General features: G+C 74.1%; 31 protein-coding genes. 21 read left to right on the top strand and 10 right to left on the bottom strand.

Translation table 11 applies throughout. The features are described 5' to 3' along the window. The first annotated feature begins 314 nt into the window (after positions 1-314). Positions 315-1160 (top strand): dihydrolipoyllysine-residue succinyltransferase component of 2-oxoglutarate dehydrogenase complex, encoded by an 846-nt coding sequence (locus ACS04_RS23945; protein WP_048478789.1) that lies wholly within the window; start codon positions 315-317, stop codon positions 1158-1160. A gap of 171 nt (positions 1161-1331) precedes the next feature. Continuing rightward, positions 1332-2111, top strand: a complete 780-nt coding sequence (locus ACS04_RS23940) for a polysaccharide deacetylase family protein (protein WP_048478788.1) — start codon at positions 1332-1334, stop codon at positions 2109-2111. Positions 2112-2126: 15 nt separating this feature from the next. Here the strand turns inward: ACS04_RS23940 and ACS04_RS36580 are convergent, their stop codons facing one another. Together ACS04_RS36580 and ACS04_RS23935 are read right to left on the bottom strand one after the other, a co-directional pair. After that, positions 2127-2267, bottom strand: coding sequence for a hypothetical protein (locus ACS04_RS36580; protein ID WP_398022221.1), 141 nt, complete (start codon positions 2265-2267; stop codon positions 2127-2129). A gap of 65 nt (positions 2268-2332) precedes the next feature. Beyond that, positions 2333-3013, bottom strand: a complete 681-nt coding sequence (locus ACS04_RS23935; protein ID WP_078865237.1) for a TetR/AcrR family transcriptional regulator — start codon at positions 3011-3013, stop codon at positions 2333-2335. Positions 3014-3074: 61 nt separating this feature from the next. On the opposite strand from ACS04_RS23935, the gene ACS04_RS23930 reads away from it, so the two are divergent. Beyond that, positions 3075-4754: an FAD-binding oxidoreductase gene (locus ACS04_RS23930; protein WP_048478890.1), complete on the top strand. Its 1680-nt coding sequence runs from the start codon at positions 3075-3077 to the stop codon at positions 4752-4754. Here ACS04_RS23930 and ACS04_RS23925 read toward each other — a convergent pair. Continuing rightward, the gene (locus tag ACS04_RS23925) at positions 4742-5200 is read right to left on the bottom strand and encodes a subtilase-type protease inhibitor (RefSeq protein ID WP_078865235.1); all 459 of its coding nucleotides are present in this window, start codon (positions 5198-5200) and stop codon (positions 4742-4744) included. The genes ACS04_RS23930 and ACS04_RS23925 overlap by 13 nt on opposite strands. Positions 5201-5559: 359 nt before the next feature. Next, the gene (locus ACS04_RS23920; RefSeq protein ID WP_048478786.1) at positions 5560-6792 is read right to left on the bottom strand and encodes a M20 metallopeptidase family protein; all 1233 of its coding nucleotides are present in this window, start codon (positions 6790-6792) and stop codon (positions 5560-5562) included. A 251-nt stretch (positions 6793-7043) separates the two neighbouring features. Between ACS04_RS23920 and ACS04_RS23915 the strand changes: the two genes are divergently transcribed. From ACS04_RS23915 to ACS04_RS23900, 4 genes are all read left to right on the top strand, one after another. Continuing rightward, a complete protein-coding gene (locus ACS04_RS23915; protein WP_048478785.1) occupies positions 7044-7412 on the top strand; it encodes a PRC-barrel domain-containing protein in 369 nt (122 codons plus the stop codon). A gap of 51 nt (positions 7413-7463) precedes the next feature. Continuing rightward, the gene (locus tag ACS04_RS23910; protein ID WP_078865255.1) at positions 7464-7658 is read left to right on the top strand and encodes a hypothetical protein; all 195 of its coding nucleotides are present in this window, start codon (positions 7464-7466) and stop codon (positions 7656-7658) included. Between the two features lie 129 nt (positions 7659-7787). Next, positions 7788-8054, top strand: a complete 267-nt coding sequence (locus ACS04_RS23905) for a DUF4235 domain-containing protein (RefSeq protein ID WP_048478783.1) — start codon at positions 7788-7790, stop codon at positions 8052-8054. Between the two features lie 200 nt (positions 8055-8254). Next, on the top strand, positions 8255-8488 hold the full coding sequence (locus ACS04_RS23900) for a DUF5133 domain-containing protein (RefSeq protein WP_342449530.1): 234 nt from the start codon (positions 8255-8257) through the stop codon (positions 8486-8488). 94 nt (positions 8489-8582) lie between these two features. Here the strand turns inward: ACS04_RS23900 and ACS04_RS23895 are convergent, their stop codons facing one another. Beyond that, positions 8583-8849: a protealysin inhibitor emfourin gene (locus tag ACS04_RS23895; protein ID WP_048478781.1), complete on the bottom strand. Its 267-nt coding sequence runs from the start codon at positions 8847-8849 to the stop codon at positions 8583-8585. Between the two features lie 392 nt (positions 8850-9241). On the opposite strand from ACS04_RS23895, the gene ACS04_RS23890 reads away from it, so the two are divergent. From ACS04_RS23890 to ACS04_RS23875, 4 genes are all read left to right on the top strand, one after another. Then, entirely contained in the window at positions 9242-9439 is a 198-nt protein-coding gene (locus ACS04_RS23890; RefSeq protein WP_048478780.1) for a CsbD family protein, read from the top strand. Positions 9440-9709: 270 nt separating this feature from the next. Next, on the top strand, positions 9710-10093 hold the full coding sequence (locus ACS04_RS23885) for a hypothetical protein (protein WP_048478779.1): 384 nt from the start codon (positions 9710-9712) through the stop codon (positions 10091-10093). Positions 10094-10163: 70 nt separating this feature from the next. Next, positions 10164-10574 carry a VOC family protein gene (locus tag ACS04_RS23880; protein WP_048478778.1) on the top strand — a complete coding sequence of 137 codons (411 nt, stop codon included), beginning with the start codon at positions 10164-10166 and terminating at the stop codon, positions 10572-10574. Between the two features lie 36 nt (positions 10575-10610). Continuing rightward, the gene (locus ACS04_RS23875; RefSeq protein WP_107438679.1) at positions 10611-11102 is read left to right on the top strand and encodes a flavin reductase family protein; all 492 of its coding nucleotides are present in this window, start codon (positions 10611-10613) and stop codon (positions 11100-11102) included. 19 nt (positions 11103-11121) lie between these two features. Here the strand turns inward: ACS04_RS23875 and ACS04_RS23870 are convergent, their stop codons facing one another. The 3 genes from ACS04_RS23870 to ACS04_RS23860 are packed head-to-tail and all read right to left on the bottom strand — an operon-like array spanning position 11122 to position 12976. Further along, on the bottom strand, positions 11122-11310 hold the full coding sequence (locus tag ACS04_RS23870) for a DUF6381 family protein (RefSeq protein ID WP_048478776.1): 189 nt from the start codon (positions 11308-11310) through the stop codon (positions 11122-11124). Positions 11311-11324: 14 nt separating this feature from the next. Then, the gene (locus ACS04_RS23865; RefSeq protein ID WP_048478889.1) at positions 11325-12362 is read right to left on the bottom strand and encodes an NAD-dependent epimerase/dehydratase family protein; all 1038 of its coding nucleotides are present in this window, start codon (positions 12360-12362) and stop codon (positions 11325-11327) included. Next, positions 12359-12976, bottom strand: coding sequence for a hypothetical protein (locus tag ACS04_RS23860; RefSeq protein WP_245236513.1), 618 nt, complete (start codon positions 12974-12976; stop codon positions 12359-12361). Before ACS04_RS23860 ends, ACS04_RS23865 begins: the two co-directional genes overlap by 4 nt. Positions 12977-13220: 244 nt before the next feature. Between ACS04_RS23860 and ACS04_RS37620 the strand changes: the two genes are divergently transcribed. The 3 genes from ACS04_RS37620 (at position 13221) to ACS04_RS23845 (ending at position 15194) form a co-directional block, all read left to right on the top strand. Then, the gene (locus tag ACS04_RS37620; protein ID WP_048478775.1) at positions 13221-13643 is read left to right on the top strand and encodes a GNAT family N-acetyltransferase; all 423 of its coding nucleotides are present in this window, start codon (positions 13221-13223) and stop codon (positions 13641-13643) included. 95 nt (positions 13644-13738) lie between these two features. Beyond that, positions 13739-14137, top strand: coding sequence for a VOC family protein (locus ACS04_RS23850; protein ID WP_048478774.1), 399 nt, complete (start codon positions 13739-13741; stop codon positions 14135-14137). Positions 14138-14222: 85 nt separating this feature from the next. Further along, positions 14223-15194 carry an arylamine N-acetyltransferase family protein gene (locus ACS04_RS23845; RefSeq protein WP_078865254.1) on the top strand — a complete coding sequence of 324 codons (972 nt, stop codon included), beginning with the start codon at positions 14223-14225 and terminating at the stop codon, positions 15192-15194. A gap of 62 nt (positions 15195-15256) precedes the next feature. Here the strand turns inward: ACS04_RS23845 and ACS04_RS23840 are convergent, their stop codons facing one another. Next, the gene (locus ACS04_RS23840; RefSeq protein WP_048478886.1) at positions 15257-16288 is read right to left on the bottom strand and encodes a medium chain dehydrogenase/reductase family protein; all 1032 of its coding nucleotides are present in this window, start codon (positions 16286-16288) and stop codon (positions 15257-15259) included. Between the two features lie 181 nt (positions 16289-16469). Here ACS04_RS23840 and ACS04_RS23835 point away from each other — a divergent pair, with 181 nt between their 5' ends. The 7 genes from ACS04_RS23835 (at position 16470) to ACS04_RS23805 (ending at position 25151) form a co-directional block, all read left to right on the top strand. Beyond that, positions 16470-17129, top strand: coding sequence for a TetR/AcrR family transcriptional regulator (locus ACS04_RS23835; RefSeq protein ID WP_048478773.1), 660 nt, complete (start codon positions 16470-16472; stop codon positions 17127-17129). A 151-nt stretch (positions 17130-17280) separates the two neighbouring features. Beyond that, positions 17281-18798: a DUF8189 domain-containing protein gene (locus ACS04_RS23830; RefSeq protein WP_048478772.1), complete on the top strand. Its 1518-nt coding sequence runs from the start codon at positions 17281-17283 to the stop codon at positions 18796-18798. Positions 18799-18916: 118 nt separating this feature from the next. Further along, positions 18917-20413: a DUF8189 domain-containing protein gene (locus ACS04_RS23825; RefSeq protein ID WP_245236512.1), complete on the top strand. Its 1497-nt coding sequence runs from the start codon at positions 18917-18919 to the stop codon at positions 20411-20413. A gap of 145 nt (positions 20414-20558) precedes the next feature. Beyond that, on the top strand, positions 20559-21134 hold the full coding sequence (locus ACS04_RS23820) for a DUF8189 domain-containing protein (protein WP_245236511.1): 576 nt from the start codon (positions 20559-20561) through the stop codon (positions 21132-21134). 112 nt (positions 21135-21246) lie between these two features. Further along, positions 21247-22065: a serine/threonine protein kinase gene (locus tag ACS04_RS23815; protein ID WP_209441760.1), complete on the top strand. Its 819-nt coding sequence runs from the start codon at positions 21247-21249 to the stop codon at positions 22063-22065. Positions 22066-22073: 8 nt separating this feature from the next. Further along, on the top strand, positions 22074-23540 hold the full coding sequence (locus ACS04_RS23810) for a serine/threonine-protein kinase (RefSeq protein ID WP_048478770.1): 1467 nt from the start codon (positions 22074-22076) through the stop codon (positions 23538-23540). A gap of 69 nt (positions 23541-23609) precedes the next feature. Continuing rightward, entirely contained in the window at positions 23610-25151 is a 1542-nt protein-coding gene (locus ACS04_RS23805) for a hypothetical protein (RefSeq protein ID WP_048478769.1), read from the top strand. 26 nt (positions 25152-25177) lie between these two features. Here the strand turns inward: ACS04_RS23805 and ACS04_RS23800 are convergent, their stop codons facing one another. After that, positions 25178-25825 carry a sigma-70 family RNA polymerase sigma factor gene (locus ACS04_RS23800; RefSeq protein ID WP_078865231.1) on the bottom strand — a complete coding sequence of 216 codons (648 nt, stop codon included), beginning with the start codon at positions 25823-25825 and terminating at the stop codon, positions 25178-25180. Between the last annotated feature and the right edge of the window lie 53 nt (positions 25826-25878).

Genomic DNA, 25878 nt, shown 5'->3' with positions numbered 1-25878 from the left:
AGCTGGTGGCGGGCCAGCTGCTGGTGTACCCGCCGCTGGACGCGGCGATGGCGACGGAGTCCGCGGCCGCGTACGGCGAGGGCCACTTCCGTCTCGCCTGCGAACCGGACCACGTGTTCGCCGTTCCGCCGCCAGGACGACTCCGGTGCGCACCGCACTGACCGAACCCGCAACCCCGAGCGCCGCGTCATCCGCCGGGCGGGACAACGGTGACCCCGGGCGCTTCCTTTGGGTCGTGTACTGCTCAAACTCACACACCACACAGGTCACCTGGGTAGAGTCCGCGCGCAACACCGTCCATCGGAGGAGCCCTCATGTCCGCTCGGGAGATTCCCACCCTCAAGTCCCAGTACGCAGAGAAGGTCGCCGCCGACCTCGACCTGAACACCGGTGAGCAGGAACGCATTCGGCAGGAGATCGCCTCCCTCCAGGAGCGCCTGGCCGGTCTGGAGCAGGACCACGCACTCCTGGTGGGGATGCGGGCGGCCCTCGGCGACGTCGTGACGCCGCTGCCCGCCCCGCGCACCGGCGGGAAGACCGCGACGGCCGCCGCCGCGACCGCCGCCGGGACGACCGCCGCCGCGAAGAAGACGGCGGCCCGGAAGGCGTCCGTCAGGAAGCCGGCCGCCACGACGGCGACCGGCAGGAAGAAGCCCGCCGCGAAGGCCGTGAAGGCTGAGCCCGCGAAGGCGGCGCCCCTGAAGCCCGCGGAGGCGGCGCCGGTGAAGCCCGCGAAGGCGGAGCCGGTGAAGCCCGCGAAGGAGCGGCTCGTCAAGGCGACGAAGGAGCCCGCCAAGGCGAAGGCCGTCGCCGCCAAGGAGAAGCAGGTCCCGCTGACCGAGCTGATCCACCGGCACCTGAGCGGACAGGCGGAGCCCAAGACGGCCCGCGAGATCGCCCAGGCGCTGAAGGCCGCGGACCCGGACCGCAGCGTCAGCGACAACCTGGTGCGCACGACCACCGAGCGACTGGTGGCCCGCAGCCTGGCGGAGCGCGTCAAGCAGGGCGCGACCGTCTACTACGCGGCCCTGCCGCACCACGGCGGTGCGGGCGCGGCTGCGCAGGCGGCTGCCCCGGCTGCCGCACCGGCCGCCGCCGAGGGTGCGGCGGCCGGGACGGAGAAAGAGACGGAAAACACTCCGGCGCAGGCCTCCGCCTGATCGGCCCCCACCACGGGCGTCGCGCACGTCCTCCCCGGGCCTGTCGGAACGTTCCTGCGGCCCGGGGCGGGGCGGGCGGGCCCATCGGCCGAGGTGGCCGCTCACGCGTGTGGCCTACCCTGGATCGGAATCGCGGGTTCCGGGGGTCGAAGGCAAAGGAAGAGCGCGTCCATGGGCATCACCAGCAGTTCCGTCCGCCGTCGACGGGCGGGATCCGCCGTGGCGGGGGCCGTCCTCGCCGTCGTCCTCGCGGCGGCCGGCACGCCGGCCCTGGCCGCCACGGACAGCTCGCCGGGGCGTCCCGGGTCCGGATCCGAGCCCGCCCACGGGGCCGCCGGGATCCCGCTGGGGATTTCGAGGCTGGCCCAGGGCCCGGGCCGCGACGTCGCCATCACCATCGACGACGGTCCGGACCCCCGATGGACCCCGCAGGTCCTCGAGGTGCTGAAGCAGAACCACGTCAAGGCCACCTTCTGCATGATCGGAACCAGGGCGCAGAAGTACCCGGAGCTGGTGCGCCAGGTCGCCGCCGAGGGGCACGAGCTCTGCGACCACTCCGTCGACCACGACGTGACGATGGACCACAAGCCCGTGGACTACCAGCGCCGCCAGATACTCGACGGCAAAGCCATGATCGAGAAGGCCGTGCCGGGCGTCGCCGTGAACTACTACCGCGCCCCGGGCGGAGCCTTCACCCCCGACAGCCGCGCGATCGCCGCCGCCGGCGGGATGCGGCCGCTGGGCTGGAGCGTGGACCCCAAGGACTGGAGCCGTCCGGGCCTGCCGGCGATCGTCGCCGCGCTGGAGGGCAAGCTGCCCGCGCAGCCCACCGTGCTCTTCCACGACGGCGGCGGCGACCGGAGCGAGACGGTCGCGGCGCTCAAGCAGTACCTGCCCTGGCTCGCGAAGCAGGGCTACGGCTTCACCTTCCCGGTGCGCACCACCCCGTAAGGCGCCCGCGGCGGGTCAGGCCGCGCCCTCCTCCCGTACGTACGCTCGCGCCGCCTCGGCGGCGGCCCTCGCGGCGCGGTCGGCATCGGCCGCGTCGAGCGGGAGGGCCGTGGTCAGGAGCCGGTGGTGGAGCGGGGCGGAGGTCGCGCGGATCACCTCGTGCGCGCCGGTGCCCTCGGGCCCCCGGTGGTCCGGGCGCTGACCGCCGGCAGCCCCCCGGATCAGGGGGTGCGGACCGCCGTCAGCAGGCGGGCGCAGCGGGCGCTCATGTCCCGGGCCGACTGGTCGGGGTGGGCGATCCACCAGCCCATGAGGGCGCTGACGGTCCCCGTCCACATGTGCTTGAGGGCGTCGGCGTCGAGGGGATCCTCGTTGCCGTGGCCGCTGAGCAGGGCCGCGATGCCCTGCGCGGCGAGCGCGTCGACGGTCCCGCGGTGCCGCTGGGCGGCGCGGCGCAGTTCGGAGTCCGGCGGCAAGGTCCGGTCGTAGAGGACGAACCAGGCGTGACGCCGGTGTTCGAGGGCCGAGAAGAGCCCGCTGAGGACGGCGTGGGGGAGTTGCTCCCCGGCCGTGGTGGCGGGCGCACCGGCCATCGCCGTGTCGATCGCCTCGATGACGCGGGCGGCGATCCGTTCGAGGCAGGCGAGGTAGAGCCCGTCCTTCGAGTCGAAATAGGCGTAGAGCATCGGCTTCGTCACGCCCACGCGGGCGGCGATGGCGGCCATCGACGCGGACGCGTGCCCGTGCCGGCCGAACTCCTCCACCGCGGCGGCCAGGATCTGTTCCTCGCGCTCGGCGCGCGGTACCCCCTTGGTGCCCGCCGGTCTGCCACGCCGCCTGCCCGGCGGGGGAGGGGCGGTCGGGGTGGCGGCCGGTCCGGCGCCGGCGCTTGTGGAGTCCATGACGCGAACTATACGGTGGAGTAAATTACCAAGCGGTAAATTACCGAAGGGTTATATGTCCATGGCCGAGATCACGCCCGCCGCCCCCGCCGCCCGAACTCGGCCGCGCCGCTCCTGGTGGGGCTGGGGCGCCGAGGACAGGGCCCTGCCGGACAGCGAGTGCGTCGCGCTCGGCGCGCTGGTCCCCGGCGCGGCCGATACTCCGCTCCCCGTGCCGGACGTCCGGTCAGTCGAACTGCCGAAGCCCCGCATCTCCCCGCCCGCCTCCCTCGCGCACCTGATGTCCGACGCCCCGCAGGACCGTGCCTCGCACACCTACGGCAAGGCCTACCGCGACGTCGTACGGGCCCTGCGCGGTGAACTCGGTGCGGCTCCCGACCAGGTCGTCTACCCCCGCGGTGAACAGGACGTCGTGGACGTACTCGACTGGGCCGCGGGCGCGGACGTGGTCGTCGTGCCGTACGGGGCGGGCAGTTCCGTGGTCGGGGGAGTGGAGTACCGCGGGGACCGGCGCGGCGGCGTGGTCTCGCTGGACCTCGCCGGCCTGGACCGCGTACTCGACATCGACACCGTCGGCCGGGCGGCGCGGATCCAGGCGGGCGTGCTCGGGCCCGACCTCGAAGCCCGGTTGCGCCCGCACGGGCTGACCCTGCGCCACTTTCCGCAGAGCTTCGAGTTCTCCACTCTCGGCGGCTGGCTGGCGACACGGGCCGGCGGCCACTACGCCACGCTCCTGACCCACATCGACGATCTGACCCAGTCCCTGCGCGTGGTCACCCCGGTCGGAGTCAACGAGTCGCTGCGCGTGCCGGGTTCGGGCGCGGGCCCCTCCCCCGACCGGCTGTTCCTGGGATCGGAGGGCACGCTCGGAGTGATCACCGAGGCGTGGATGAGGCTCCAGGACCGGCCCCGCCACAAGGCCTCCGCCTCGTTCGTGTTCGGCGATTTCAAGGCCGCGGCCGCCGCGGTGCGTGCCATCGCGCAGTCGGGGCTGAACCCGGCGAACTGCCGGCTGCTCGACCCGGGCGAGGCGGCGCTCGCGGGCGTGGCCGGGGGCGGCCGGAGCGTACTCGTCCTCGGAGTGGAGTCCGCGCACTTCCCCGTCGACGACCGGCTCGCCGAACTGGCCACCCTGGCGCGGGACCACGGCGGTTCGCCGGCCGGTGGCACCGCCGGCCGGCCCTCCGCCGGTGGCGCCGGCGACGATTCCGCGGCCGGCGCGTGGCGTTCCGCGTTCCTGCGCATGCCCTACCTGCGCGATGCACTCGCACGGATGAGCGTGATCAGCGAAACCTTCGAAACGGCCTGCACCTGGGGCCGTGCCGACGCCCTGTACGAGGCCGTGCACTGGGACCTCGGCGCCGTCGTACGCGAGGTCACCGGCGCCGAGGGCATGATCAACTGCCGTTTCACCCACGTCTACCCCGACGGCCCCGCCCCCTACTTCACCGTCATCGCCGCCGCGAGACGCGGCTCGGAGCTCGCGATGTGGGACGAGATCAAGGCGGCCGCGATGGAGGTGCTCGGCGCGCACGGGGCGACCGTCACCCACCACCACGCCGTCGGCCGGGACCACCGGCCGGGATACGACCGGCAGCGCCCGGAGCCGTTCGCCCGGGCGCTGCGGGCCGCCAAAGGCGCGCTCGACCCGGCGGGGATCCTCAACCCCGGAGTGCTCTTCGACGGGGAGCGGAGCCGAGCCGGGCGGACGCCGCCCGCGCGGCGGGGTCAGAACGAGTAGGCGGCGTTCCCGTTGAGGGTCGCGGCCATCGTGCACGCGTTGGAGAAGGTGTGCTTCCAGGAGATGCGGCTGCCCTTCCAGACGCCGTCCGCAGTGATGGTGACGGGGTCGTAGTGCATCGGGCAGGCGCGGTTGCGGTCCGGGCTCGCCAGCAGCCCGTTGAGGCTGCCGCCGGCGGCGGCGAGGGCCGCGCAGGCTGCCTGCGGGTCGGGGTGCGTGCCCTGCGCGGTCGGCGCGCAGCTGAGGGCGACCGCACGCGAGACGGCGGCGTTGTCCTGGCCGGGGGCGACCGCCAGGACCACGGCGGACGGGGCGTACAGGCTCGCGGGCTGTGCCTCGGCGATCCCGGTGGCCCCGGCGAGGGGGAGGAGGGCGGCGGCGGTGACAGCGGCGATGCGGTGACGCACGACAGTACTCACTTTCAATTCGAAGGGTGGATGCAGCATTTGGCTGCGGTGTATCGGCTGGACGACGTTTAGTCTCGCTGGTGCGAAGGCCGTGCGCACATCGATGACCGATTTACGGACAGGGCGTTCGATTACCGGCGACCGAACGGTCGTTCTGCCAGCTCAACCCTGGTGCGTGCCCTTCGCGATCACGCGCGGACGGAGCGTGATCACGGGTGTGAGGCGCCGATCGCAGGCCGTTGACCTGCTGTCGGCCGCGCGCGGTTCACCAAACGGTCACCCAGGCTGACCGGATACCGCCGTTGCGCGCCCCTCACCGCCTCCGTGGACCGCCGGTGGTCGGTGGTCGGTGGCCGGCGCCGCGAGGGCGTCACCGCGCGCCGGCCGGTCCGGCCGCGTCAGCCGCGTTCCGCTCCGTCCGGGGCCTCGGCCCTGAGGGCCGCGGCGGCGTGCAGAGCGGCCCCGGCGGCCAGCGCCTCCTCGTCGAAGACGACCCGGCAGGAGTGCAGGTCGGCGGCCTCCCCCGGAGGGGTCCCGGGCGGCCGGGCCCCCAGGAAGGCCATCGCGCCCGGAACCCGTTCGAGCACGTACGAGAAGTCCTCGGCCCACATGAACGGTCCGGGCAGGTGGTGGACCCGGCCGGGACCGAGGAGCGCGACCGCGGTGTCGTGGAGGGCGGCGGTGCGTGCCGGGTCGTTGACGACGGGCGGGTAACCCTCGGTCAGCGTGACCTCGGCGCGGGCAGCGTGGGCGGCCGCCACGTGGTGGGCGACGCGGGTGATGCCCTCCCGCACGCGCTGCCGGGCGGCGGGGGAGAGGGTGCGGAACGTCCCGGCGATGTCCGCCGTGTCGGGGATGACATTGGCCGCCGTACCGGCGTGGACCGAGGCGACGGTGACCACGGCCGGGTCGTGGACGTCGACGGTACGGGTGACCATGCTCTGCAGGGCCTGGACGATCTCGCACGCGACGGGTACCGGGTCCACGCCGAGGTGCGGGGCGCAGGCGTGCCCGCCGCGACCGCGGACGGTCACCCGGAACCGGTCGGACGCCGCGAACGTCGGCCCCGCGCGCAGGTGGACGGTGCCGCTGTCGAAGCGGGTGGTGAGGTGCAGCGCGAAGGCGTGGTCCACCGTCCCGCCGTCCTCGGTCCTCAGCACCCCTTCGTCGATCATGCGCAGGGCGCCCCCGCCGGACTCCTCCGCGGGCTGGAACATGAACACCACGCGCCCGGCCAGCTCCGCGCGCCGGGCCGACAGCAGCCGGGCGGCCGTCACGAGCATGGCGGTGTGTGCGTCGTGCCCGCAGGCGTGCATGGCCCCCGGCACCCGGGAGGCGAAGTCCAGGCCGCTCTCCTCCTCCAGGGGCAGGGCGTCCATGTCGGCGCGCAGCAACACGGTCGGACCGGGCAGGGCGCCGTCGAGGGTCGCGGTGACGGAGCTGAGGGCGGAGCCGGTGGCGAGGCGCAGCCGCAGCCCGGCCAGCGCCTCCAGTACGGCCTGTTGGGTGCGGGGCAGGTGCGTCCCTGGCTCGGGGTGGCGGTGGATGGCCCGGCGCAGGGCCACGGTGTCGGGCTGGAGGGCGTGCGCCTCGGCGAGCAGCCCTGACAAGGCCCCCCGGCCGGCGGTCATCGACACGCCCCCACGACGCCCTCGGGCAGCCCTCGTTCCACGCCGCATGCACCTCGCCCGTGATCGCGCACCACTGTGACCGCAGAGGGTAGAGGGAGCGCGCGTCCGGCGGCGGCTGCGCCGCGCGGCGGGCCGAGACCACCGCCCGTTCGCGGAGTCACCGAATCCGGATGGCCGGGTGTGGGAGGGCGGACGAGGGGCAGGCGCGCCGTGACGAGACTCCGACCCGACCACCACGGAGGGCAACTTTCATGACGGACAACGTGTGGGGCTATCGCGAGACCTCGGGCCGTCCGCAGGGCGTCGACCTCACGGGATTCAAGGTCGAGGCCGTCGACGGCATCATCGGCAAGGTGGACAAGCACTCCGACGAGGCCGGCTCCGCGTACATCGTGGTGGACACCGGCCCGTGGATCTTCGGCAAGGAGGTCCTCCTCCCGGCCGGGACCGTCTCGCGCGTCGACGTGGACGAAGAGCGGATCCACGTCGACCGGACCAAGGAACAGATCAAGAACGCCCCCGAGTTCCACCGCGACACCCACCTGCGGGACGAGGCCTACCGGGCGGAACTCGGTACGTACTACGGCATCGGCGGCCCGTACGGCGGCCGCATCATCTGATCCGGCGCGCCGCCGTGGGACGGCGGCGCCCTCGACGCGAGGAGCATGGACGTGACCGAGCACAAGAAGCACGAGCCGACCACCCCGCCCTCCAAGGCGCCCGGGGAGAGCGGCGACCGCGAAGCCCGCAGGGAGGCCGAGGAGGCGGTCATGCCGGGCGGCCACGACCGCGAGGCGGGAGACGCGCTGACGCCCAGCGCCGGAGCCCAGCGCCGGGCGGGCGAGCGGGACCGCTCCGGGGACTGACCCGGGGCGACGGGCCCGGCGGCAGTCCCGCAGGCGGCTCCCCGACGCTCAGGTGTCGGGGAGCCGCGTCGGTCTGCGCGTCGGGCTATGCGGTGACGCAACGAGAGAGGGAAAGAGGAGGCGTACGCGATGAAGGCATCGAAAGTCGTCTACAAGCCGGTCGGGTTGGCCCTCGGGGCCGGCGCCGGTCTGCTGGCCGGGGCGCTCTTCAAGGAGGTCTGGAAGCTCGCCGGGCACGAGGACGACGCTCCCGACGCCACGGACGAGGACCGGCACTGGCGCGAGATCCTGATCGCCGCCGCGATCCAGGGCGCGATCTTCGCCCTCGTCAAAGCGGCCGTCCAGCGGTCCGGGGCGGTGGCCGTACGCCGTGTGTCGGGCAAGTGGCCCGCCTGAACCGGTGACCCCGTCCGAACTCGAGGGCGGGGACCCTGCGGGCGAGCGGTCCGTCGCCAAGGCGACCGCCCCCACCGACATGACGCACTATCGGCCAGTACGACGCGTGTGGCGCATGGGGCGCCCGGCCCGGGGCACAAGCTGCGCAGGTGGCGTTCGGGCCCCGCGAAGGCGACGTGTGAAGGAGCGAGATCGTGCTGATGGCTCACCCTGCGGTACTGGCGCGTCTGGTGGAGGAGTACGAGACGGTGTCGCAGCTCCGGGCCGACGACCGTCGCGAACCGCTGCGGCAGCGGCTGGAGGACGTGGTCTACACGCTGTGCGTGTCGACCGGGACACGTGACGTCGAGGCGGCCCTCGCCTCGGCCCGGGAACGGATGGCCGCCGCCTGGCTCGTCGACGCCGACGTCGACGGCGCCGTGGCGATCGCCTGAGGGCCGGCCCGACGCGAACCGCTCGGGCGCCGACGGCGCCGCCCCCGCCGCTCCGGGCCTTCCGGGCCCGGAGCGGCGGGGGCGGCCGGACCGGTCAGGCGCCCTCGCCCAAGACGGTGGCGATCAGCTGCCGTTGTTCGTCGGTGAGGTACGGATCCCGTAACTCCACCAGCTTGCCGTCGATGTGGACGACGTAGGCGAACCCGTCCGGTACGGGCCCGCGGTCGGCGGGGCACTCCCCGCTCAGGGCCCGCTCCGCCAACTGCTCCAGTTCGGCGCCGTCGCTCCGGTACTCCGTGTCGAGGGAAGCACTTCGTTCCCTGCCCGCGAAGCCGCCGGTGCGGGTGACGGTGATCAGCATGGTGAAACCTCCTGGTGTCGGGCGCCACGCGTGGCCGGCCGGGTCGGCCGGGTGGTCGTGGCACACATACGGACACCCTCTCGCCTGCCCCCGAAAGCCCCCCATGTGCCTCTGCGCGCCACACCGGCGGGAGATGTCCGAAAGTGACCGCGCGCGGCCGCGGCGGCCGGGGCCGCCGCCTCGGGCACGGAATGCGCAATTCCCGGGGATGCGTGGGGCGTCGCAGGGCAGACGCCTGTCGGCGGCGGACCGGGGTAACGCCGGTGGCAGTTCTCGTCGACGGGGCGAGTCCTCGTCCTCATGCGCGGGGCACTCGGGATCCTCGCCGTGCGCAGTTGTCTGATTTCATCTAGTTTGGGCCCCGTTGAGACCCTCACACCAAGGAGTTCACCATGGCTGACAAGGGAAAGATGGACCAGGCCAAGGGCAAGGCCAAGGAAGCCGCCGGCAAGATCACCGGGAACGACCGGATGAAGGCCGAGGGCAAGATGGACCAGGCCAAGGGCAAGGCGAAGGAAGCGGTGAGCGACACCGCGGAGCGGGCCCGCGGCGCCCAGGACTCCCTGCGCGACAAGCGCGACAGGACCTGACGCCGCCCGGCGAGCCTCTCGCGGCTCGCGGGTGACCCGGGTGCGGCCCCCGGCGCTTCGGCGCCGCGGGGCCGCGTCGTGTTTCCGGCGCGGCCCCGTCATGTCCCGGCGTCGCCCGCACCGTCCCCTTCCGCCAGGCGGAGGCAAATGATGCGGTGCCCCCACCCCTGTGGCACGTTCGGAGCGCACCCGCATCCGCTTCCGTGTCCCTATCCGCCCCCCGTTCCACGTCCCGCGCACCGGCGCCGCACGCACGAGAGAGGTCCCCCGATGGACAGACACGACAAGGACATCCCGGTGGCCGAAGTGGTCGTGACGGTCGCCGACTGCTCCGAAGAGGACGCCCGCGCCGTCCTCGACCTGCTGGAGCGTTCCTTCCCCGCGGAGTCCGGCGCGGGCGGCGCCGCCGGGGGCGGGGGCGGTGGGGCCGCGACCGTGTGGAGCGCGGTCCTCGACGCGGCCGAGCCGGCCGACCCGGCCGGGCGCCAGGAGACACCCGTACGGCTGAACGGCGCGGTCACCGTCACCCTCCAGGGAGGCCCCCGCGCGGTCGAGCGGGTACAGGCCGTGCTCACCGCCCGCTTCACGGTCGAGGAGATGGGATCCGTATCGGGCGACCAGGAACGGGAGATCGAACTCCGCATCCGCTCCTGAGAGATCGAGCGCGGCCGCCCCGGCCGCGCACGCACCGTGTACGGTCACCCACACGGGGCACACGGGGTGCATGACCGTACCCAAGACAGCCGTTCTCGTCCTGGACAGCGCCGAGCCCGAGCTGCTGGCGCAGTTCTACGCCGAACTGCTCGGTGCCACGGCAGGACCGGCCCCGGGCGACGGGGACCTCCTCCTCGTCACCGGCCCCACCGGGGTCGTCCTCGGAGTCCGCCGCGACCCCGACCACATACCGCCCAGCTGGCCGCTCCCGGAGGGCTCCCAGCAGGCCCACGTGCACATCCTCGTGGACGAGCGGAGCCTCGACGCGGCCGAACGGGAGGCCGTGGCCCTCGGTGCGCGCCCGGTGGCCGCGGAGGACGACGGCGGACTGCCGGGCAGCCGGACCACCCTGCGGCGCTACGCCGACCCGGCCGGCCACGGCTTCACCCTGACCGTCGTGGGCGAGCACATCGCCCGCTAGCCGGGCCGGCGCGAGCCGCAGACCGAGGGAGCAGTGGTGGCCGAGACCGAGCTCGACCCGTTCGCCGACGTCCTGGACGGCCCCGTGTACGTGGTCACGGTGGCGGCCTCGGGCGAGCGGTCGGGCTGCCTCGTGGGCTTCGCCTCGCAGTGCTCGATCCGGCCGCCGCGTTTCGTGGTGTGGCTCTCCAAGCTCAACCACACCTTCCGCGTGGCCCGCGCCGCCTCCCACCTGGCGGTGCACGTGCTCGACCACGGCGAGGGCCGGCTCGCGGAACTCTTCGGCGGCGAGACGGGCGACAGCGTGGACAAGTTCGCACGGGTGGAGTGGCGGCCGAGCGCCGACGGCAGCCCCCTGCTGGCCGACGCCCGCGCCTGGTTCGCCGGCCGGATCGAGACGCGCGTGGACGCGGGGGACCACGTGGGCTTCATCTTGGCCCCCACGGAGGTCTGCCCGCCGGTGCGCCCCGCGCCCGCTCTGCTGAGGTACCGCGACGTCAAGGAGATCGCCCCGGGCCACCCCGCCTGAACGGCTGCGTCCCGAAGGGCTACATGGGGTCCATGGTCCCGCTGCCCCTGCCGTACTCCCGCTCGCTCCTCTCGCGCACGCGCATGGCCCGGTCCCTCAGCCGCTGCCGCTCCTCGGGGTCCGTGGCGTGCTGCGCCGCCTGCTCCAGCCCCTCGGCCTTCTCACGCATCCGCCGGACCCGTTCGTCCGGCCGGTTCTCTGCGTCCATGTCCACTCCTCGGGTCAGGGGACGGCCGTGCCCGCCCCGGCGCCCGCGGCCGCGGGGGCCAGGGGCGGGGTGGCGAGGCCGGCGCCCCGGTGGAGGCCTTCGAGGAAGGCCGCGACGGCCTCCGTGGCGGTGGCCGACGGAGTCCACCCCAGCTCCGCGCGGGCCCGGCCGGCGTCGAGCAGGGGAAGTCGCAGGACGGCGTCGAGCAGGCCCGGATCGGCCGGTACGAGGTGCACGCGCCACGCCGCCGCGAGTGCGGCGCGGGCCGCGCCCGCCGGGAGCGGCAGCGTACGGGCGTGCAGCAGCCCCGCGACGGCGGCCGTGTCCAGCACGGGGTCGGCCACCAGGTTGAACGGTCCGCGCACGGGCCGTATGACGGCCGCCCGGTAGGCCGCGGCGGCGTCGTCGGTGTGCAGGGCCTGGAAGCGCAGACCGGACACGGCGGGCAGCGCGGGCAGCAGGCCCGGCCGGATCAGCCGCCACGGCAGGAACGGCCCGGCGAAGATCCGGCCCTGTTCGCTCGCCGCCTCCTTCTTGAAGAGGAACCCCGGCCGCATCCGCACCACCCGCAGGCCGGGGTGGGCGGGCTCGAAGCCGTCGAGGTACCGCTCCAGATAGGCCTTCTCCCGGGTGTACGCGGCGCCCGGCCAGCCGTGGGTGGGCCAGGACTCGTCCACCGGGCGCCCGTCCCCGGGGCCCGGCGAGTACGCGCCGACGGACGAGGCGTGCACGAGGGCGGGTACGCCGGCCCGGGCGCAGGCCTCGAAGACGTTGATGCTGCCGAGCACGTTGGTGCGCCAGGTGGCGACGGGGTCGTGGGTCGGCTGGAACTTCCAGGCGAGGTGGACGACGGCGTCGGCGCCCGCGAAGAGCGCCGCCAGGTCGCCGCGCCCCGGCTCGATGTCGGCCTCGGCCCACCGGACGCCGGGGATGCGCAGGGCGGGCAGGCGGCGGGCGACGCCGAGCAGGTCGGTGACCTTGCGGTCGGCCGCCAGCGCTTTGACCACGCTGGTGCCCGCGTTGCCGCTGGCGCCGGTGACGACGACCCTCATGACGCCCACCGGGTCCTCCGGGCCGGCGCCCGGCGTGCGCTGTGCCGGGCGTGGTCCCGGCCGACCCGGGCGGGTGCCGGGGCGTCGGCGGTGAAGGTCCGGGCGACGGCGTCCACCCGCAGCCCCTCCAGTACGGCCGCCTGCCGCCCGGCGCGGTCCAGGAGACGGCCGACGGCGGCCGGGTCGACCGGGGCCGAGGTCTCGGCGAGGGTCCCCAGCGACCGCCACAGCGACGCCTTGCCCTCGACTCCGAGCCGCATCGCCTCCAGTTCGAGGACGTCGCTCAGCGGCGAGCGGCTCACCAGCCGTCCGTTGGGCTTGACCCTGGCCGCCTTCTCGGCCAGACGGCCCACGACGATCCTGGACCACCGCGCGGGCACGTCGAGGGCCGTCATGAACTCGCGCAGGCTCTCCCGGTCCTCGGCGATCTCCCCGGCCAGCTCGGCCAGGAGCGGCCCCGCCGGGGTGTCGCGCTGTGTCCGGGCCATGCGCCGGATGAGGGAGACGCCACTGCCGGCGCCCGCGAGGTGGTCGTTCAGGTAGACCGTGAGCAGACGGTGCCGCGTCGCCGCGGGAGAGGAGCGGGATCGCGGGCTGTGGACGTGGGTTTCCATGGCGCTGTTCCGATCGCTTGGACGTCTCGCCCCCGCCCCGCCCCCCGCGGCCCCTGCCGCGGCGGTCGGGTGCGGGCGGGGTGAGTGGCCCTTGGCGTCTGACCACCCTGACGGCGCTCAAACCAGCGGTCACCGGGAGTGGGCGGCGCCCACCGCGCGCGACGGCCCGCGGGACCTGACGGCAAAGGAACCGGTTCGGGCCTCCGGGGGCGGGGAGGGCGCGGCGGCGTGCGAGGCTTCGGGCATGGATGTGATCTACGCCGACGACGAGCGCGCCGTACGCCGCTGCTGGCCGGTCTTCTCGCAACTGCGGCCGCACTTGGACGAGGAAGCCTTCGCCGAGCGCTGGCGGACGCAGTCCGCGGAGGGCTACCGGATCGTCTACTCGGAGGAGGACGGCGAGGTGTGCGTCGTCGCGGGCTTCCGCATCATGCACACGATGATCTCGGGCCGGATCCTGTACCTGGACGACCTCGTCGCCGACGAGTCCGCCCGCGGCCGCGGCCTCGGCAGCCGCATGCTCACCGAGCTGAAGGCCATCGCCACGGACGAGGGCTGCGCGGAGTTCCACCTCGACACCGGCCACCAGCGCCACGCCGCGCACCGGACCTACCTGCGCAACGGCTTCCGGATCGACGCCCACCACGTCTCCATGTCCCTGAGCTGACACCGGGACCGGCCCGCCCGGCCGCCGGCCCCGACCTGCCACACCCCGCCCGGGCCCTCTGGCCCGGGCCCGGGCGCGCCCGTACCCTCTGCCCCATGATCGATTCACGCACCCATGTCCGTGTCGCCCGCCCCTCCCTCGACCTGAAGGCCGCCGAGCGGTTCTACGTCGACGGGCTCGGCCTCGAAGTGCAGTGGCGCAGCGCCGAGCGCGTGCCCGGCGAGCACGACCTGCTCATGGTCGGGCCGGCCCAGGGCGGCTGGCACTTCGAGCTCACCCACGACCCCGACCACCCGATCACGCCCGCCCCCACCGTGGACGACCTCTTCGTCGTCTACCTGGGCGAGGCGCCCGACGAGGCCCTCGTCCGACGGCTCGTCGAGCACGGCGGGACGCGCGTCACCGCGCACAACCCCTACTGGGACGAGCACGGAGTCACCATCGCCGACCCGGACGGCTACCGGCTCGTGCTGTGTTCCCGCACGTGGGGCTGACGCCACGTCAGGGGTGTCCCCGGGGACGTGACGTATTTCCCCCGGGCTCTCCGGCCGTGACCGATTTCCTATGCACCATGTCTCCATGACGACGAACGACGATGCCACGGCCTGGCAGGGCGGCAGCCTCGACCTGGATGCGTACCTCCGGCGTACCGGCTACGACGGGGAGCTCGCGCCCACCCTCGACGTTCTGCGGGCGCTGACGCGTGCGCACATCACCTCGATACCCTTCGAGACCGTCGAGATCGTGCTCGGCCGGCCGATCTCCCTCGACCTGCAGGACATCCAGGACAAGCTGGTCCACGGACACCGCGGCGGCTACTGCTACGAACACACGGTGCTCCTCGCGGCGGTGCTGGAGCGCGTCGGCTTCCGGGTGACCGGTCTGGCCTCGCGGGTCCGCATCGGTTCCGAGGGGGTCGTACGGGCGGCCACGCACGCGATGCTGCGCGTGGAGACGGCCGAGACGCCCGAGACCGGCAAGGTGTGGGTGTGCGACCCCGGCTTCGGCCGCAATCCCATCGAACCCATCGAACTCGCGGACGGCGCGGAGACCTCGCTCAGCGGTTGGGGCTTCCGGCTGGAGGCCTCCACCACCGAGACCGGCGACCGGCTGTACGCGATGCGCACGCGCGGCGCCGACGGCTGGTACGACCTGCACGCCTTCACCCTCGACCAGCGGTACCCACAGGACTGGATGGTGGCCAACCACTTCCTCTCCACCCACGCGCGATCGCCCTTCGCCGGGCGGCTCCTGGTCCAGCAGATGCACGAGGGGGAGCACGTCTTCCTCGACGGCACCGTCCTGACCCGGACCCGGCCCGACGGCACGGCCGGCTCGCAGACCTACACCCCGGAGGAGATCCCGGGCCTGCTGCGCGACCTGTTCGGGATGGAGGTGCCGCCCACCGATCGCGACGAGCTCATCGCCCGGGTGTACGTGGCCCGTCAGGCCGCCGTGATGTACCCGACGACCGTGCAGCCGTCGTCGGTGCCCATCCAGCCGCCGCGGGCGCACCGCGCCGGGCGCAGGAGGACGGCGCCGGTCAGCTGACCTGCGGGGCGGTCTGCCCGGACGGCCCCTCGGGGACGCCGTCCGGCCGACCGTCGTCCTGGTCAGGGGACCAGGACGACCTTTCCGGCGACCGTGCCCGACTCGGCCAGGCGCATCGCCTCCGCGACGCGGGCCAGCGGGATCTCGGCGGCGACCTTGGCCGTGATCTCGCCGCGCTGCAGGGCCGTGAACACCTGGGTCAGGTCGGAGCGCAGGCGCGCCCGGAAGCGGTTCTTGGCGTACGCGCGCCCGGCCCACACGTTGAAGAAGTAGGCGCGGCGGCCGTTGGGCAGCGCGTTCCACAGCCACACCCGGCCCAGCAGCTTGAGCACCGGCCACGAGCCGGATCCCTGGTCGTCGCGGGTGGCGGCGGTGCCGTACGAGACGAGGGTGCCGCCGGGGGCCAGCAGCCGCCAGGAATCGACGATGCCCTCGCCGCCGACGTGGTCGAAGACCGCGTCCACCCCGCCGGGCGCGAGCGCCCGTACCCGTGCGGCGACGTTGCCGGAGCGGTAGTCGATCGGGGTCACCCCGAGGGCGCGCAGGCCGTCGTGGTGGCGGGTGGAGGCCGTGCCGATGACCGTGGCCCCGGCGGCCAGCGCCAGCTGGACGAGGATCGAGCCGACCCCGCCGTTGGCCCCGTGGACCAGTACGGTCCGGCCGGCGCGGATGCGGGCCTTGCGGTGGAGCATCTGCCAGGCGGTGATGCCGTTGACGACCGCCGTCTCGGCCTGCGCCGCGCCGACGCCCTCGGGTACCTCCACCACGTCGGCGGCATCGAGCGCGACGTGGCTCGCCCAGCCCCCGGTCTTCGTCAGGGCGGCCACCCGCCGGCCCAGCAGGCCGGAGCCGACGCCGTCGCCGACCGCCAGCACCGTGCCGACCAGGTCGTATCCGGGGACGAAGGGGAACGGGGGCTGGTCGTAGTACCGGCCGCGGCGCATCTGCTGCTCGGCGAAGGAGACGCCCGTCGCCTCCATGGCGACGACCACCTGCCCGGCGGCGGGCGCCGGGACCGGCCCCCGGTGCAGCTCCAGGCCTTCGGGCTCGACCTTGCCCGGCAGAACGATCTCCACGCGCTCGACCGTGTTCATCATGACCTCCGAAGTGGTTCGTCTCTCGACTGCCTGTTTCTGCTTCTCGTGTTCGTTAGAAGCTATAACTAGAATGGGTGGGCATATCGGGGATGTCAAGCGAGTTCATCGTCCGTTCGTGATGGATGTTGCCGATAGTGATAGCCTCTAACGAAAATGGCCGACGAGGAGAGGCGGCGCGATGAGCACGACCGGACGTACGGAGACCCCGCGCGAGCGGTACCGGCAGCAGGTGCGCGAGGAGGTCAAGGAGAAGGCATGGCAGCAGATCGCCGGCTCCGGCGCCTCGGCACTCTCGCTCAACGCCATCGCCAAGCAGATGGGTATGAGCGGACCGGCCCTGTACCGGTACTTCGCCAACCGCGACGAGCTGATCACCGAACTCATCCGGGACGCGTACCGCAGCCTCGCCGACGCCTTCATCGCGGTCGGTGACGCGGCGGCGGGCCGGCCCGCCCTCTCCGCGCTGGCGCAGGTGCTGCGCCGCTGGGCCCTGGAGGACCCGCACCGCTACTTCCTCGTCTACGGCACGCCGGTGCCCGGTTACCACGCGCCGCAGGACACCACCGCGATCACCGCCGAGATCATGTCCGTCCTGCTCGACGCCTGTACCGCGGCGGCACCGGGGGCGCGGGCCGCCGCCTTCGAGGAGCACCTGGCCGGCCACCGGGAGTGGGCCGGCGGCCACCCGGACGCCCCGCCGTCCGCCCTCCGTCTGGCCCTGGGCTTCTGGTCCCGCCTGCACGGTGTGCTGTCCCTGGAACTGGCGGGCCACTTCACGGGCATGGGACTGGACCCCGCCCGGCTCTACGCGGCCGAGGTGGACGGCCTGACCCGCTGACACCCTGACCGCCGGCCGGGCGCCGCCGGCGCAGACCTCCTAGCCCAGCCCCGCCCGCCTGTCATTCCGGAATGTTCCGGATCCCCTCGTCCCGGGCCGTTGCTACGTTCCCGTACGTCCCGGCTCCACGACCCAGGGGGAGGAACGTCCGGTGGTTCTCGGCATGTCACGACGCGCGTGGGGGCTGGTCCTGGCGGTGACGGCCGCCGTGGTGCCGGCGCTGGCCGCCCCGCCCGCGGCCGCCGCCCGCACCGCCGGCTTCGCCGCCTCGTGCCCGGCGGCCGGCTGGATATCCCAGTACTACAGCCAGGCGCACAACGGCATCGACATCGCGGCCGACTACGGCACTCCGATCCACGCCGTCGGCGACGGCGAGGTCATCATCTCGGGCTACGTGTCCGACTACGGGCAGTGGATCCGCATCCTGCACGGCGACGGGACGATATCCGAGTACGGGCACATGCAGCGCCGGGACGTCGCCGTCGGCGACCGCGTCACGGCCGGGCAGCAGATCGCGCTCGTGGGCAGCGAGGGCCAGTCCGACGGCCCCCACCTCCACCTGCGGATCTGGGCCGACGCGGGCGCCGGCGTGCGTACCGACCCCATTCCGTACCTCGCCGAGCGCGGGGTGGAGATGCCCTGTACGCCGGGGCAGGGGCCCGGCCCCGGCCCGGCGCCGGTGGTGCACCCGGTCGAGTCCGGACGGGTGGTCTCGGCCCGTTCGGCGGACGGCCGGCTGGAGGTGTTCGCGGCGGCCGCCGACGGGGTCCACCATGCCTGGCAGACCGTCGTCAACGGCGGCTGGTCCCCCTGGGAGGCCCTCGGCGGCCCCGGCAACGCGGAACTGGCCCTCGCTCCCAACGCCGACGGCCGGCTCGAACTCCTCGCCCTCAACGGCGACACCTTCCAGCACCGCTACCAGACCGGGCCCTCCGCGGGCTGGTCGGGCTGGGAGCCCTTCGGCGGGGGCGGCAAGGACATCGCCGCCGGCACGAACGCGGACGGGCGGATCGAGGTGTTCGCCTCGGGGCCGGCCGGGATCTTCCACCGGTACCAGAACGCGCCCAGCGGCGGCTGGTCCGCGTGGGAATCCTCCGGCGGCGGGCCGGCGCAGGGGCGGATCGAGATGGAGAAGTCCCCGGACGGACGGCTTGAGGTGTTCGCCGTCAACGGGGACACGTTCCGGCACCAGTACCAGACGGCCGCCAACGGCGGCTGGTCCTCCTGGGAGGAGTTCGGCGGCGGGGGACACGACCTGACCGTCGACCACAACGCGGACGGCCGGCTGGAGGTCTTCGCCTCGGGTCCCGTGGGCGTCTTCCACAAGTACCAGACCGGCCCGACCGGTTGGTCCGGCTGGGAACCCTCCGGAGGACCGGCCGACGCGCAGCTGACGAGCGAGCGCACCGCCGACGGCCGGGTCGAGGTCTTCGCCATCAACGCCACCGTGGCCATGCAGACCTGGCAGACGGGCCTCAACGCCCCCTACGGCCCCTGGGCCGAGTTCGGCCGCGGCGGGAGCGAGGTCACCGCCGCCACCAACGCCGACGGGCGCATCGAGGTCTTCGGCACGAGCGGCTCCGGCGTCTTCCACACATGGCAGACCGGATTCTCCACCTGGTCCGAGTGGGCGTGGGTGACCAACACCGCCGGCCCCGCCGTCAGCTGACCGGACCTCGCCGCACGGCCCCCGGCGCCCCGCCGCACCGCCACGCCCCGCACCACCACCGCCCCGCCGTGCCCCCACCGCCCCGTCCTGCCCAGCACCACGCCCGAAGGGGAAGCAGATGTCCGCAGCCGAGCGCTCGTTATCCGCCGGTACCACCCCGTCACCGCGGCGGCCCACCGCCCACCGTCTGGCCGCAGCGGTGCTGGCCGTGCTGTTCGGCGCCGCGGGAACCCTCACCGGGGCCTCGCCCGCGTCCGCCGCATCGAGCGATCTGTGCGCGCAGACCGGCTACAACGCCGGCTTCCGCGGCGACGGCCTCGTGACCGCCGTCGCCGTCGCCCTCGCGGAGTCCAGCTGCAACCCTTCGGCGACCAACGTCCAGAACAACACGCCCCCCTCCAGGGACCGCGGCCTGTGGCAGATCAACGACTACTGGCACCCCGAGGTCGACGACGCCTGCGCCTACGACGCCCAGTGCAACGCGAACGCCGCCTTCGCGATCTCCGCCGCAGGCACCAACTGGGAGCCCTGGTCCACCTACAACGCGGGTGTGCACCGGCGCCACATGGACGAGGCCCGGGCCGCGGTGGACCGGCTCGGCCACCAGGAGCCCGGAGCGGGCCCGCTGACGTATCCCGCGGAATCGGGCCGGGTGGTCTCGGCCCGGTCCGCGGACGGCCGGCTGGAGGTCTTCGCGGCCGGGGCCGACGGCGTCCACCACGCCTGGCAGAACACGGTGAACGGCTCGTGGTCCGCGTGGGAGCCCCTGGGTGGTCCGGGCGGCGCGGAACTGGCGATCGGCCCGAGCGCCGACGGCCGGCTGGAGCTGTTCGCCCTCAACGGCGACACCTTCCAGCACCGCTACCAGACCGGGCCTTCCGCGGGCTGGTCGGGCTGGGAGCCCTTCGGCGGGGGCGGCAAGGACATCGCCGTCGGCGCGAACGGCGACGGCCGGCTGGAGGTGTTCGCCTCCGGTCCCGTCGGGGTGTTCCACCGGTACCAGAACGCGCCGAGCGGCGGCTGGTCCGCGTGGGAGCCCACCGGCGGCGGTCCGGCCGACAGCCGCATCGAAATGGAGAAGTCCCTCGACGGGCGCCTGGAGGTCTTCGCCCTGAACGGGGACACCTTCCGCCACCTGTACCAGACGGCCGTCAACGGCGGCTGGTCGGCCTGGGAGGACTTCGGCGGCGGCGGCCGCGACCTGACCGTGGACCACAACCAGGACGGCCGGCTGGAGGTCTTCGCTTCCGGCCCGGTCGGCGTCTTCCACAAGTACCAGACCGGAGCGACGGGTTGGTCCGGCTGGGAGCCCACCGGAGGGCCGGCCGACTCCCAGCTCACCAGCGAACGGTCCCCCGACGGCCGCGTCGAGGTCTTCGCCGTCAACGCGAGCGAAGCCCGGCACCTCTGGCAGAGCGGGGTCAACGCCCCCTACGGCCAGTGGGCCGAGTTCGGCGGAGGCGGAACCGAAATCGGCGCCGCCACCAACGCCGACGGGCGCATCGAGGTGTTCGGGACCGGCGGCGCCGGCGTCCACCACAAATGGCAGACCGGCTTCACCACATGGTCCGAGTGGGCCTGGGTGAGCGGCACTTCCGGCCCCGCCGTCAACTGACACCGGAGGCAGCCGTGCATGCGATCAGCAGGCGGGGCGTCCTGCGGGGCGCGGCCGCCGCCGCGGGGACGCTCTGGGACGGCGGCTTCGGCGGGCCGGTCGGCGCGCCCCCGCCGTCGCCGCCAACGCCGACGGCCGGCTGGAGGTGTTCGCCCTCGCACCCGGCGGCTCGGCCCTCCACCACCGCTGGCAGGAGGCACCGGGCGGGGCCTGGGCCGCGGCGTGGCAGCCGTTCGGCACGGCGGCCGGCGGCGCGCCGCGCGTGGTGCGCGACGGTTCGGGCCGGCTCACCGTCGCGGCCCCCGCCCCCTCCGGCGTGGCCGTCTTCCACCGCCGCCAGACGGTCCCCAGCGGCGGCTGGGGCGAGTGGCAGCACCTGTTCGGCTGGTCGGACGCGGCCCCGGCGCTCGCCCCCAGCGCCGACGGGCGGCTGGAGGCGTTCGCCCTGTCGCCCGGCGGGGCCCGGCTCGTCCACCGCTGGTACGCGGACCCCGCCGGCACCTGGGCCGCGGCGCGGGAGTTCGGTGAGCCCGGAGCCCCGCTCGCCGCCACGCCCACGGCCGCGGCCGACGCCACCGGGCGGATCCACGTCTTCGCCGTCACCGCCGATGGCCGGATCCGTACGCGCGTACAGGAGCGGCCCAGCGGCGGCTCGGGGCCGTGGAACGCCTTCGGGGAACGCCTGGTCGCACCGCTCCCGGCAGGCACCCCCGCCTGTTGAGACCGCGCCCACGGGGCCCCGGAAATGGCCGGAGTACCCACCCCGTGGCCGGCCTTCCAGCCGGTACCGTTCCCTGTACGACGTTTTGTCAGCACGTCGTACAGGGGGAGTGGTGAGCGGCATAGTCGTCCATCTGCCGCAGGGGAGCGGCGGCGGAGCCGACGGGGAGCCGGGCGGCGAGGCGGTGACCCTGCGGCTCGGACCGGGAGAGGTCGCGCGGTTCGGACGCGGCTCGTCGAGGACCCCGGTCGAACTGCGGCTCGCCGACGAGGCGGTCTCCCGGCTGGCCGGGGAGATCCGGGTCACCGACGACCACTGGCAGCTGACCAACCACAGCACCACGCAGACCTACCTCGTGGAGAACCCGGAGGGCGCCGGCGAGTACCTGCGGGTGTCGCCGCGCCGGGCCGGAGCGCCGATCCCGTTCGAGTTCTCCCGGGTGGTGCTGCCCACGCGGCGGGGGACCACCGTCTCCTTCCAGGTGTTCGCCCCCGACCACGTCTACCTGGACCCGCCCGGCGCGGGCGGCTCCTGGGCCAGCCGCACCGTGACGGCGTACTCCCTGGACGAGACGGCCACGTACTTCCTCGTGCTCGTCGCCCTCTGCGAACCCTGGCTGCGCGACCAGTCGCCGGTCGCGGTGCCCACCACCCCGCAGGTCGTCGAGCGGCTGCGGGGCCATGGAACCGGGGGCCGGCTGACGGCGCGCGCGGTCAGCTCGCACATCGACTACCTCGCCGACGAGAAGCTGCGGATCGGCGTCGCCGCCGCCGCGCCCGAAACCGGCGCGGGCGGCGTTCCCGGGCCGGGCGACCGCCGCAACGGGAAGCGGGACGCCGTCGTCGCGCTCGCCCTGAAGTTCGCCGTCGTACGCGAGGAGCACCTCGCACTGCTGCCGCCCCGGGCCGAAGCGGGCGCGCGGGGGCGGTAGTCGACGTGATGCGGGTGCAGGGGCCGGGCGGTCCGGGCGGTCCGGGCGCCTCCTGGGACAGCGGCCACACCGAACTGCTGCCCCCGGGCCATCGGGTGGGCGACTGGGTGGTCACCGAGCCCATCGGAGCCGGGGGCTGGGCCACGGTGTACGCGGGACGGCCGGCGGGGACGGACCGGCCGGGGACGGCCGCGCGGCCCCGCGAAGTCGCCCTCAAGATCATGCCGACCGCCGGGCTCGCACCGCGCCAGGCCCGCGGCATAGCCGAGGCGGCCCGGCGCGAGGTCGAGATCGGGGTGCGCGCGGGCCATCCGCGGCTCATCCGGCTGCTGGACGACACCGTCCTCAGCGCACCGGAGCAGCCGGCGCTCGACGGCGCGATCGTCCTGGTCATGGAGCGGGCCCGAGGCAGCCTGCGCGACCTGCTCGGCGCGGGGACCACCGAGACCGAGGGCGCCCGGCTGATCGCCGGGATCTGTGAGGGGCTGGCCCATCTGCACCGCGCCGGGTGGGTGCACGCCGACCTCAAACCCGAGAACGTCCTCATCGGCGCGGACGGTTCGGTCAAGCTCTCCGACTTCGGGCTCGCCACCGAGCTGACGACCGGCACGCACGGGCACGGCCCGCCGATGGGCACCCTCGACTACCTCCCGCCCGAGCGCTGGCGGGCCCCGCTGGGGGAGCTGGGCGTGGAGATCCGTCCGAGCGCCGACATCTGGGCCCTGGGCCTCATGATCCACGAGGTGTTCGCCTCGGGCGCCCCACTGTTCTCCGGCGCCACTCCGGTGGCGCGGGGCGCCGCGGTACAGGAGTACGCGGCGGGGCGCGCACCCCTGCGCATGGCCAACGGGGTCCCGGAGTTCTGGCGCACCCTGGCCGCCGACTGCCTCGCCCCGACGCACGCCGCCCGCGCGGCGCACACCGCCGAGAGCCTGCTGGAGCGGATCGAGGCCCGGCGGGCGGGCGGTTCCCTTCCCCGGGTCCGGAGGAGCCGCCTCCGGCGGACGGCGCGCACCGCCCTCCGCGCCCTCGCGGCGTGCGGGGCGGTCGCCTGCGCGATCTGGTCGTACGCGGGGCACTCCGCCCCGGAGGGCGCCGGCGCCACGCGCGTGGGCACCGCCGAACCCCCGCTCCAGCTCAGGGTGTTCAACGCCGAGCGGGCCTGCCAGGACCGTACGGACCGGGACCCGCGGTGCAGCCTCGGCCTGGCGATCGACCCCATGCGGCCGTACATGGCCGGCAACGTCGTGCCGGCCCGGGTCTGGCATGCCGACGTCCTCGACGCCGACTGCCAGCTCCTGCGCGGCGAGGTGGTCATCGACGAATCGGACACGCGCTCCACGCACTGGTTCCGGGTCCGCCTGCCGAGCGCGGACCCGGCCGCGGCTGCGGACGCCATCGCCTGGCTGCCGGCGGTGCGGACCAAGGACCGCCCGCCGCTCCCGAGCTGTCCGGCCCCTCCCGGCTCCCGGTGATCCCGCCGAATGGCTGACAATCGACCTCCGGGGGTACAGAATTCGGGCAACGGACGTCGGGGGGCGGTCATGGGGCGCACAGCGCGGGTCTGGTGGGTGGGGATACCCGTTCTTCTGGCGGGGCTGTTCTTCTGGTGGGCCTCGTACGCCACCACGATCATCGTGTGGGAGGGCCGCAAACTCCTGTCCTGGCTGGCCGCACCCCTGCTGCTCGTCGCTTTCCTCCTGCTGGTGGGGCTGGCGCTCAAGCGCGTCCGCGGCGGGCGGGGCGGCGGGAGCGCCGGGGTGGTCCTCGGTTGGCTGGGCGCCGTCCTCGGACTGGGCCTCGGGATCTGGTGGCTGGTGTACGGGTCCTACCTCCAGGACCGGGAGTACATGCAGAACGTGCGGATCGTGAGCGAACCGGTGCCGGAACTGGCGGCCCGCGCGCCGTACCTGGTCGGGAAGGCACAGGCCGCCCCGCACCTCGGCGATGTCACCGGGGAGATCTCCGACATCACCTACCTGCCCGACGCGGACCGGTTCTCGACCCTCGTCGAGCGGCGCGGCTGGCTCTCCGGATACGAGGTCGGCCTGGAGCAGGACATCCCGCTCGGCGGCAACAGCCGCAGCCAGCAGCGCTGTTCCTTCGACACCGACGAGGCCGACGCGAGGATCGGCGGCTGGTTCGGCCACAACCTCGGCCGCAAGATCTCGGACCTGCGGCGCTGGGTGCGCTTCGACGCCGACGACGCCTACGTGACCTGTCAGGGCGACGCCCCGACCGTGGTCGTCCCCCTGAAACGCCAGACCGGCATCCTGGTGGTGACCGAACGTCCCGCCGGAGTCGCCCTCTACGACGGGAAGACCGGGCGGCTCACCCTCACCACCGACACGGCGAAGGTGCCGGGCCCCTCCTACCCGCTCAGCCTCGCGGCCCGGCAGCGGGAGGGTACCGCCGCCGTGGGCAGCTTCAGCGACTGGTGGTTCGAGCGCAGCGGCTGGGACGCCTCCGAGGACGGGGCCAACGCGGGCAACGACTCGGAGTTCACCCTCCAGTACCGCGATTCCAGCGGGCGCAGCGCCTACGTCACCCCCCTCACCCCGCAGGGGGAGGCCAGCTCGGTGGTGGCCGTGTCGACCGTGCCGACCCGCCACCAGGGCGGGGGACTCGCCCCGATGACGGTTCACCGGCTCGATCCGACCTGGTCCTCGCCGAAGGCGCTCGTCGCGTTGATCAAGGCCGAGTACAGCGACGTCTGCTGCTACAACGACGACCGGGTGTTCGAGGTGGTGCCGACCGGCGGCAGCAGCTGGACCGCGACCGTCGGCAGCGAGCAGAACATCCGGTACCGGGTCGAGGGCCGGGGCCAGGTGGGCGGAAGGGAGTCGAGCTGCCTGAAGGCCGCCGACGGAACCCTCATCAAGTGCGCGTACGCGGTGCCCGGTTCGCCGGAGGAACAGGAGCTCCGGCGCCGGGAGCAGGAGAAACAGAAGCAGCAGCAGGCGGGTCAGAGCCCGGGCGGCGCCAAGGACCCCGGCGACCTCACCGCGTACACCCCCGAGCAACTCGCCGACCTCCAGAAGCGGGTGTCCGACGAGGTCGTGCGCCGGCTCAAGGGCAGCGGGTAGGGCCGGGGCCTGACCCCGGCCGTCGGTCAGGCGGCGGCCGGGGCCGCGAGGGCGGGCGCGGGCAGGTCCGCGTCGGCGTCCGTGAGCAGCTCCATGAGCGAGGTGCGGGCCCGGGCCACGCGGGAGCGGACCGTACCGATCGGACAGCCGAGCGCGCGCGCCGCCTCCGCGTACGGCAGCCCCAGGACCTGGGTGAGGACGAAGACGTCCCGGCGCTCCGCCGGGATCGTGCCCAGCAGCTCCGCGAGGGCGATCCCGTCCTCGAAGCCGGGCAGGTGGCGCGGCTGGGCGCGTTCGGCGGCGCTCTGCCAGTCGTCCCGGTCCGAGATCCGGGGGCGGGCCGCCTTGTGGCGGAGGCTGTCGATGACGGTGCGCCGGGCGATGGAGAGCAGCCACGTACGCGCGGAGGAGCGGCCCTCGAAGCGGTGCAGGCTGCCCAGGGCGCGCAGGAACGTCTCCTGGGTCAGGTCGTCCGCCGACTGCGGATCGCCACTGAGGTAGGCCACGTAGCGCCGGACGTCGCGGTGCAGGGCGCGTACGAAACGGTCCACCGCGTCGGGGTCGCCGTCGCGCGCGGCGAGCGCCAGCAGGGTCGTCGGCTCGTCCGGGCCGTCGCAGTGGCGCACCGGTGCCGTCTCGGCGGGGGTCGGCAGGGGAAGCAGGGCAGGGGTCATCGCCTGGGGTCCTTCCGGGTTCCGGAATCCGGCCCCGGCGCCCCGTGCCCGCG

Origin of the sequence: Streptomyces roseus (genome assembly GCF_001044425.1) — a bacterium.
In the GTDB taxonomy this organism is placed as follows: domain Bacteria; phylum Actinomycetota; class Actinomycetes; order Streptomycetales; family Streptomycetaceae; genus Streptomyces; species Streptomyces roseus.
The sequence above is the reverse complement of the archived record's forward strand: the minus strand, read 5'-3'. Positions and strand labels throughout refer to the sequence as shown.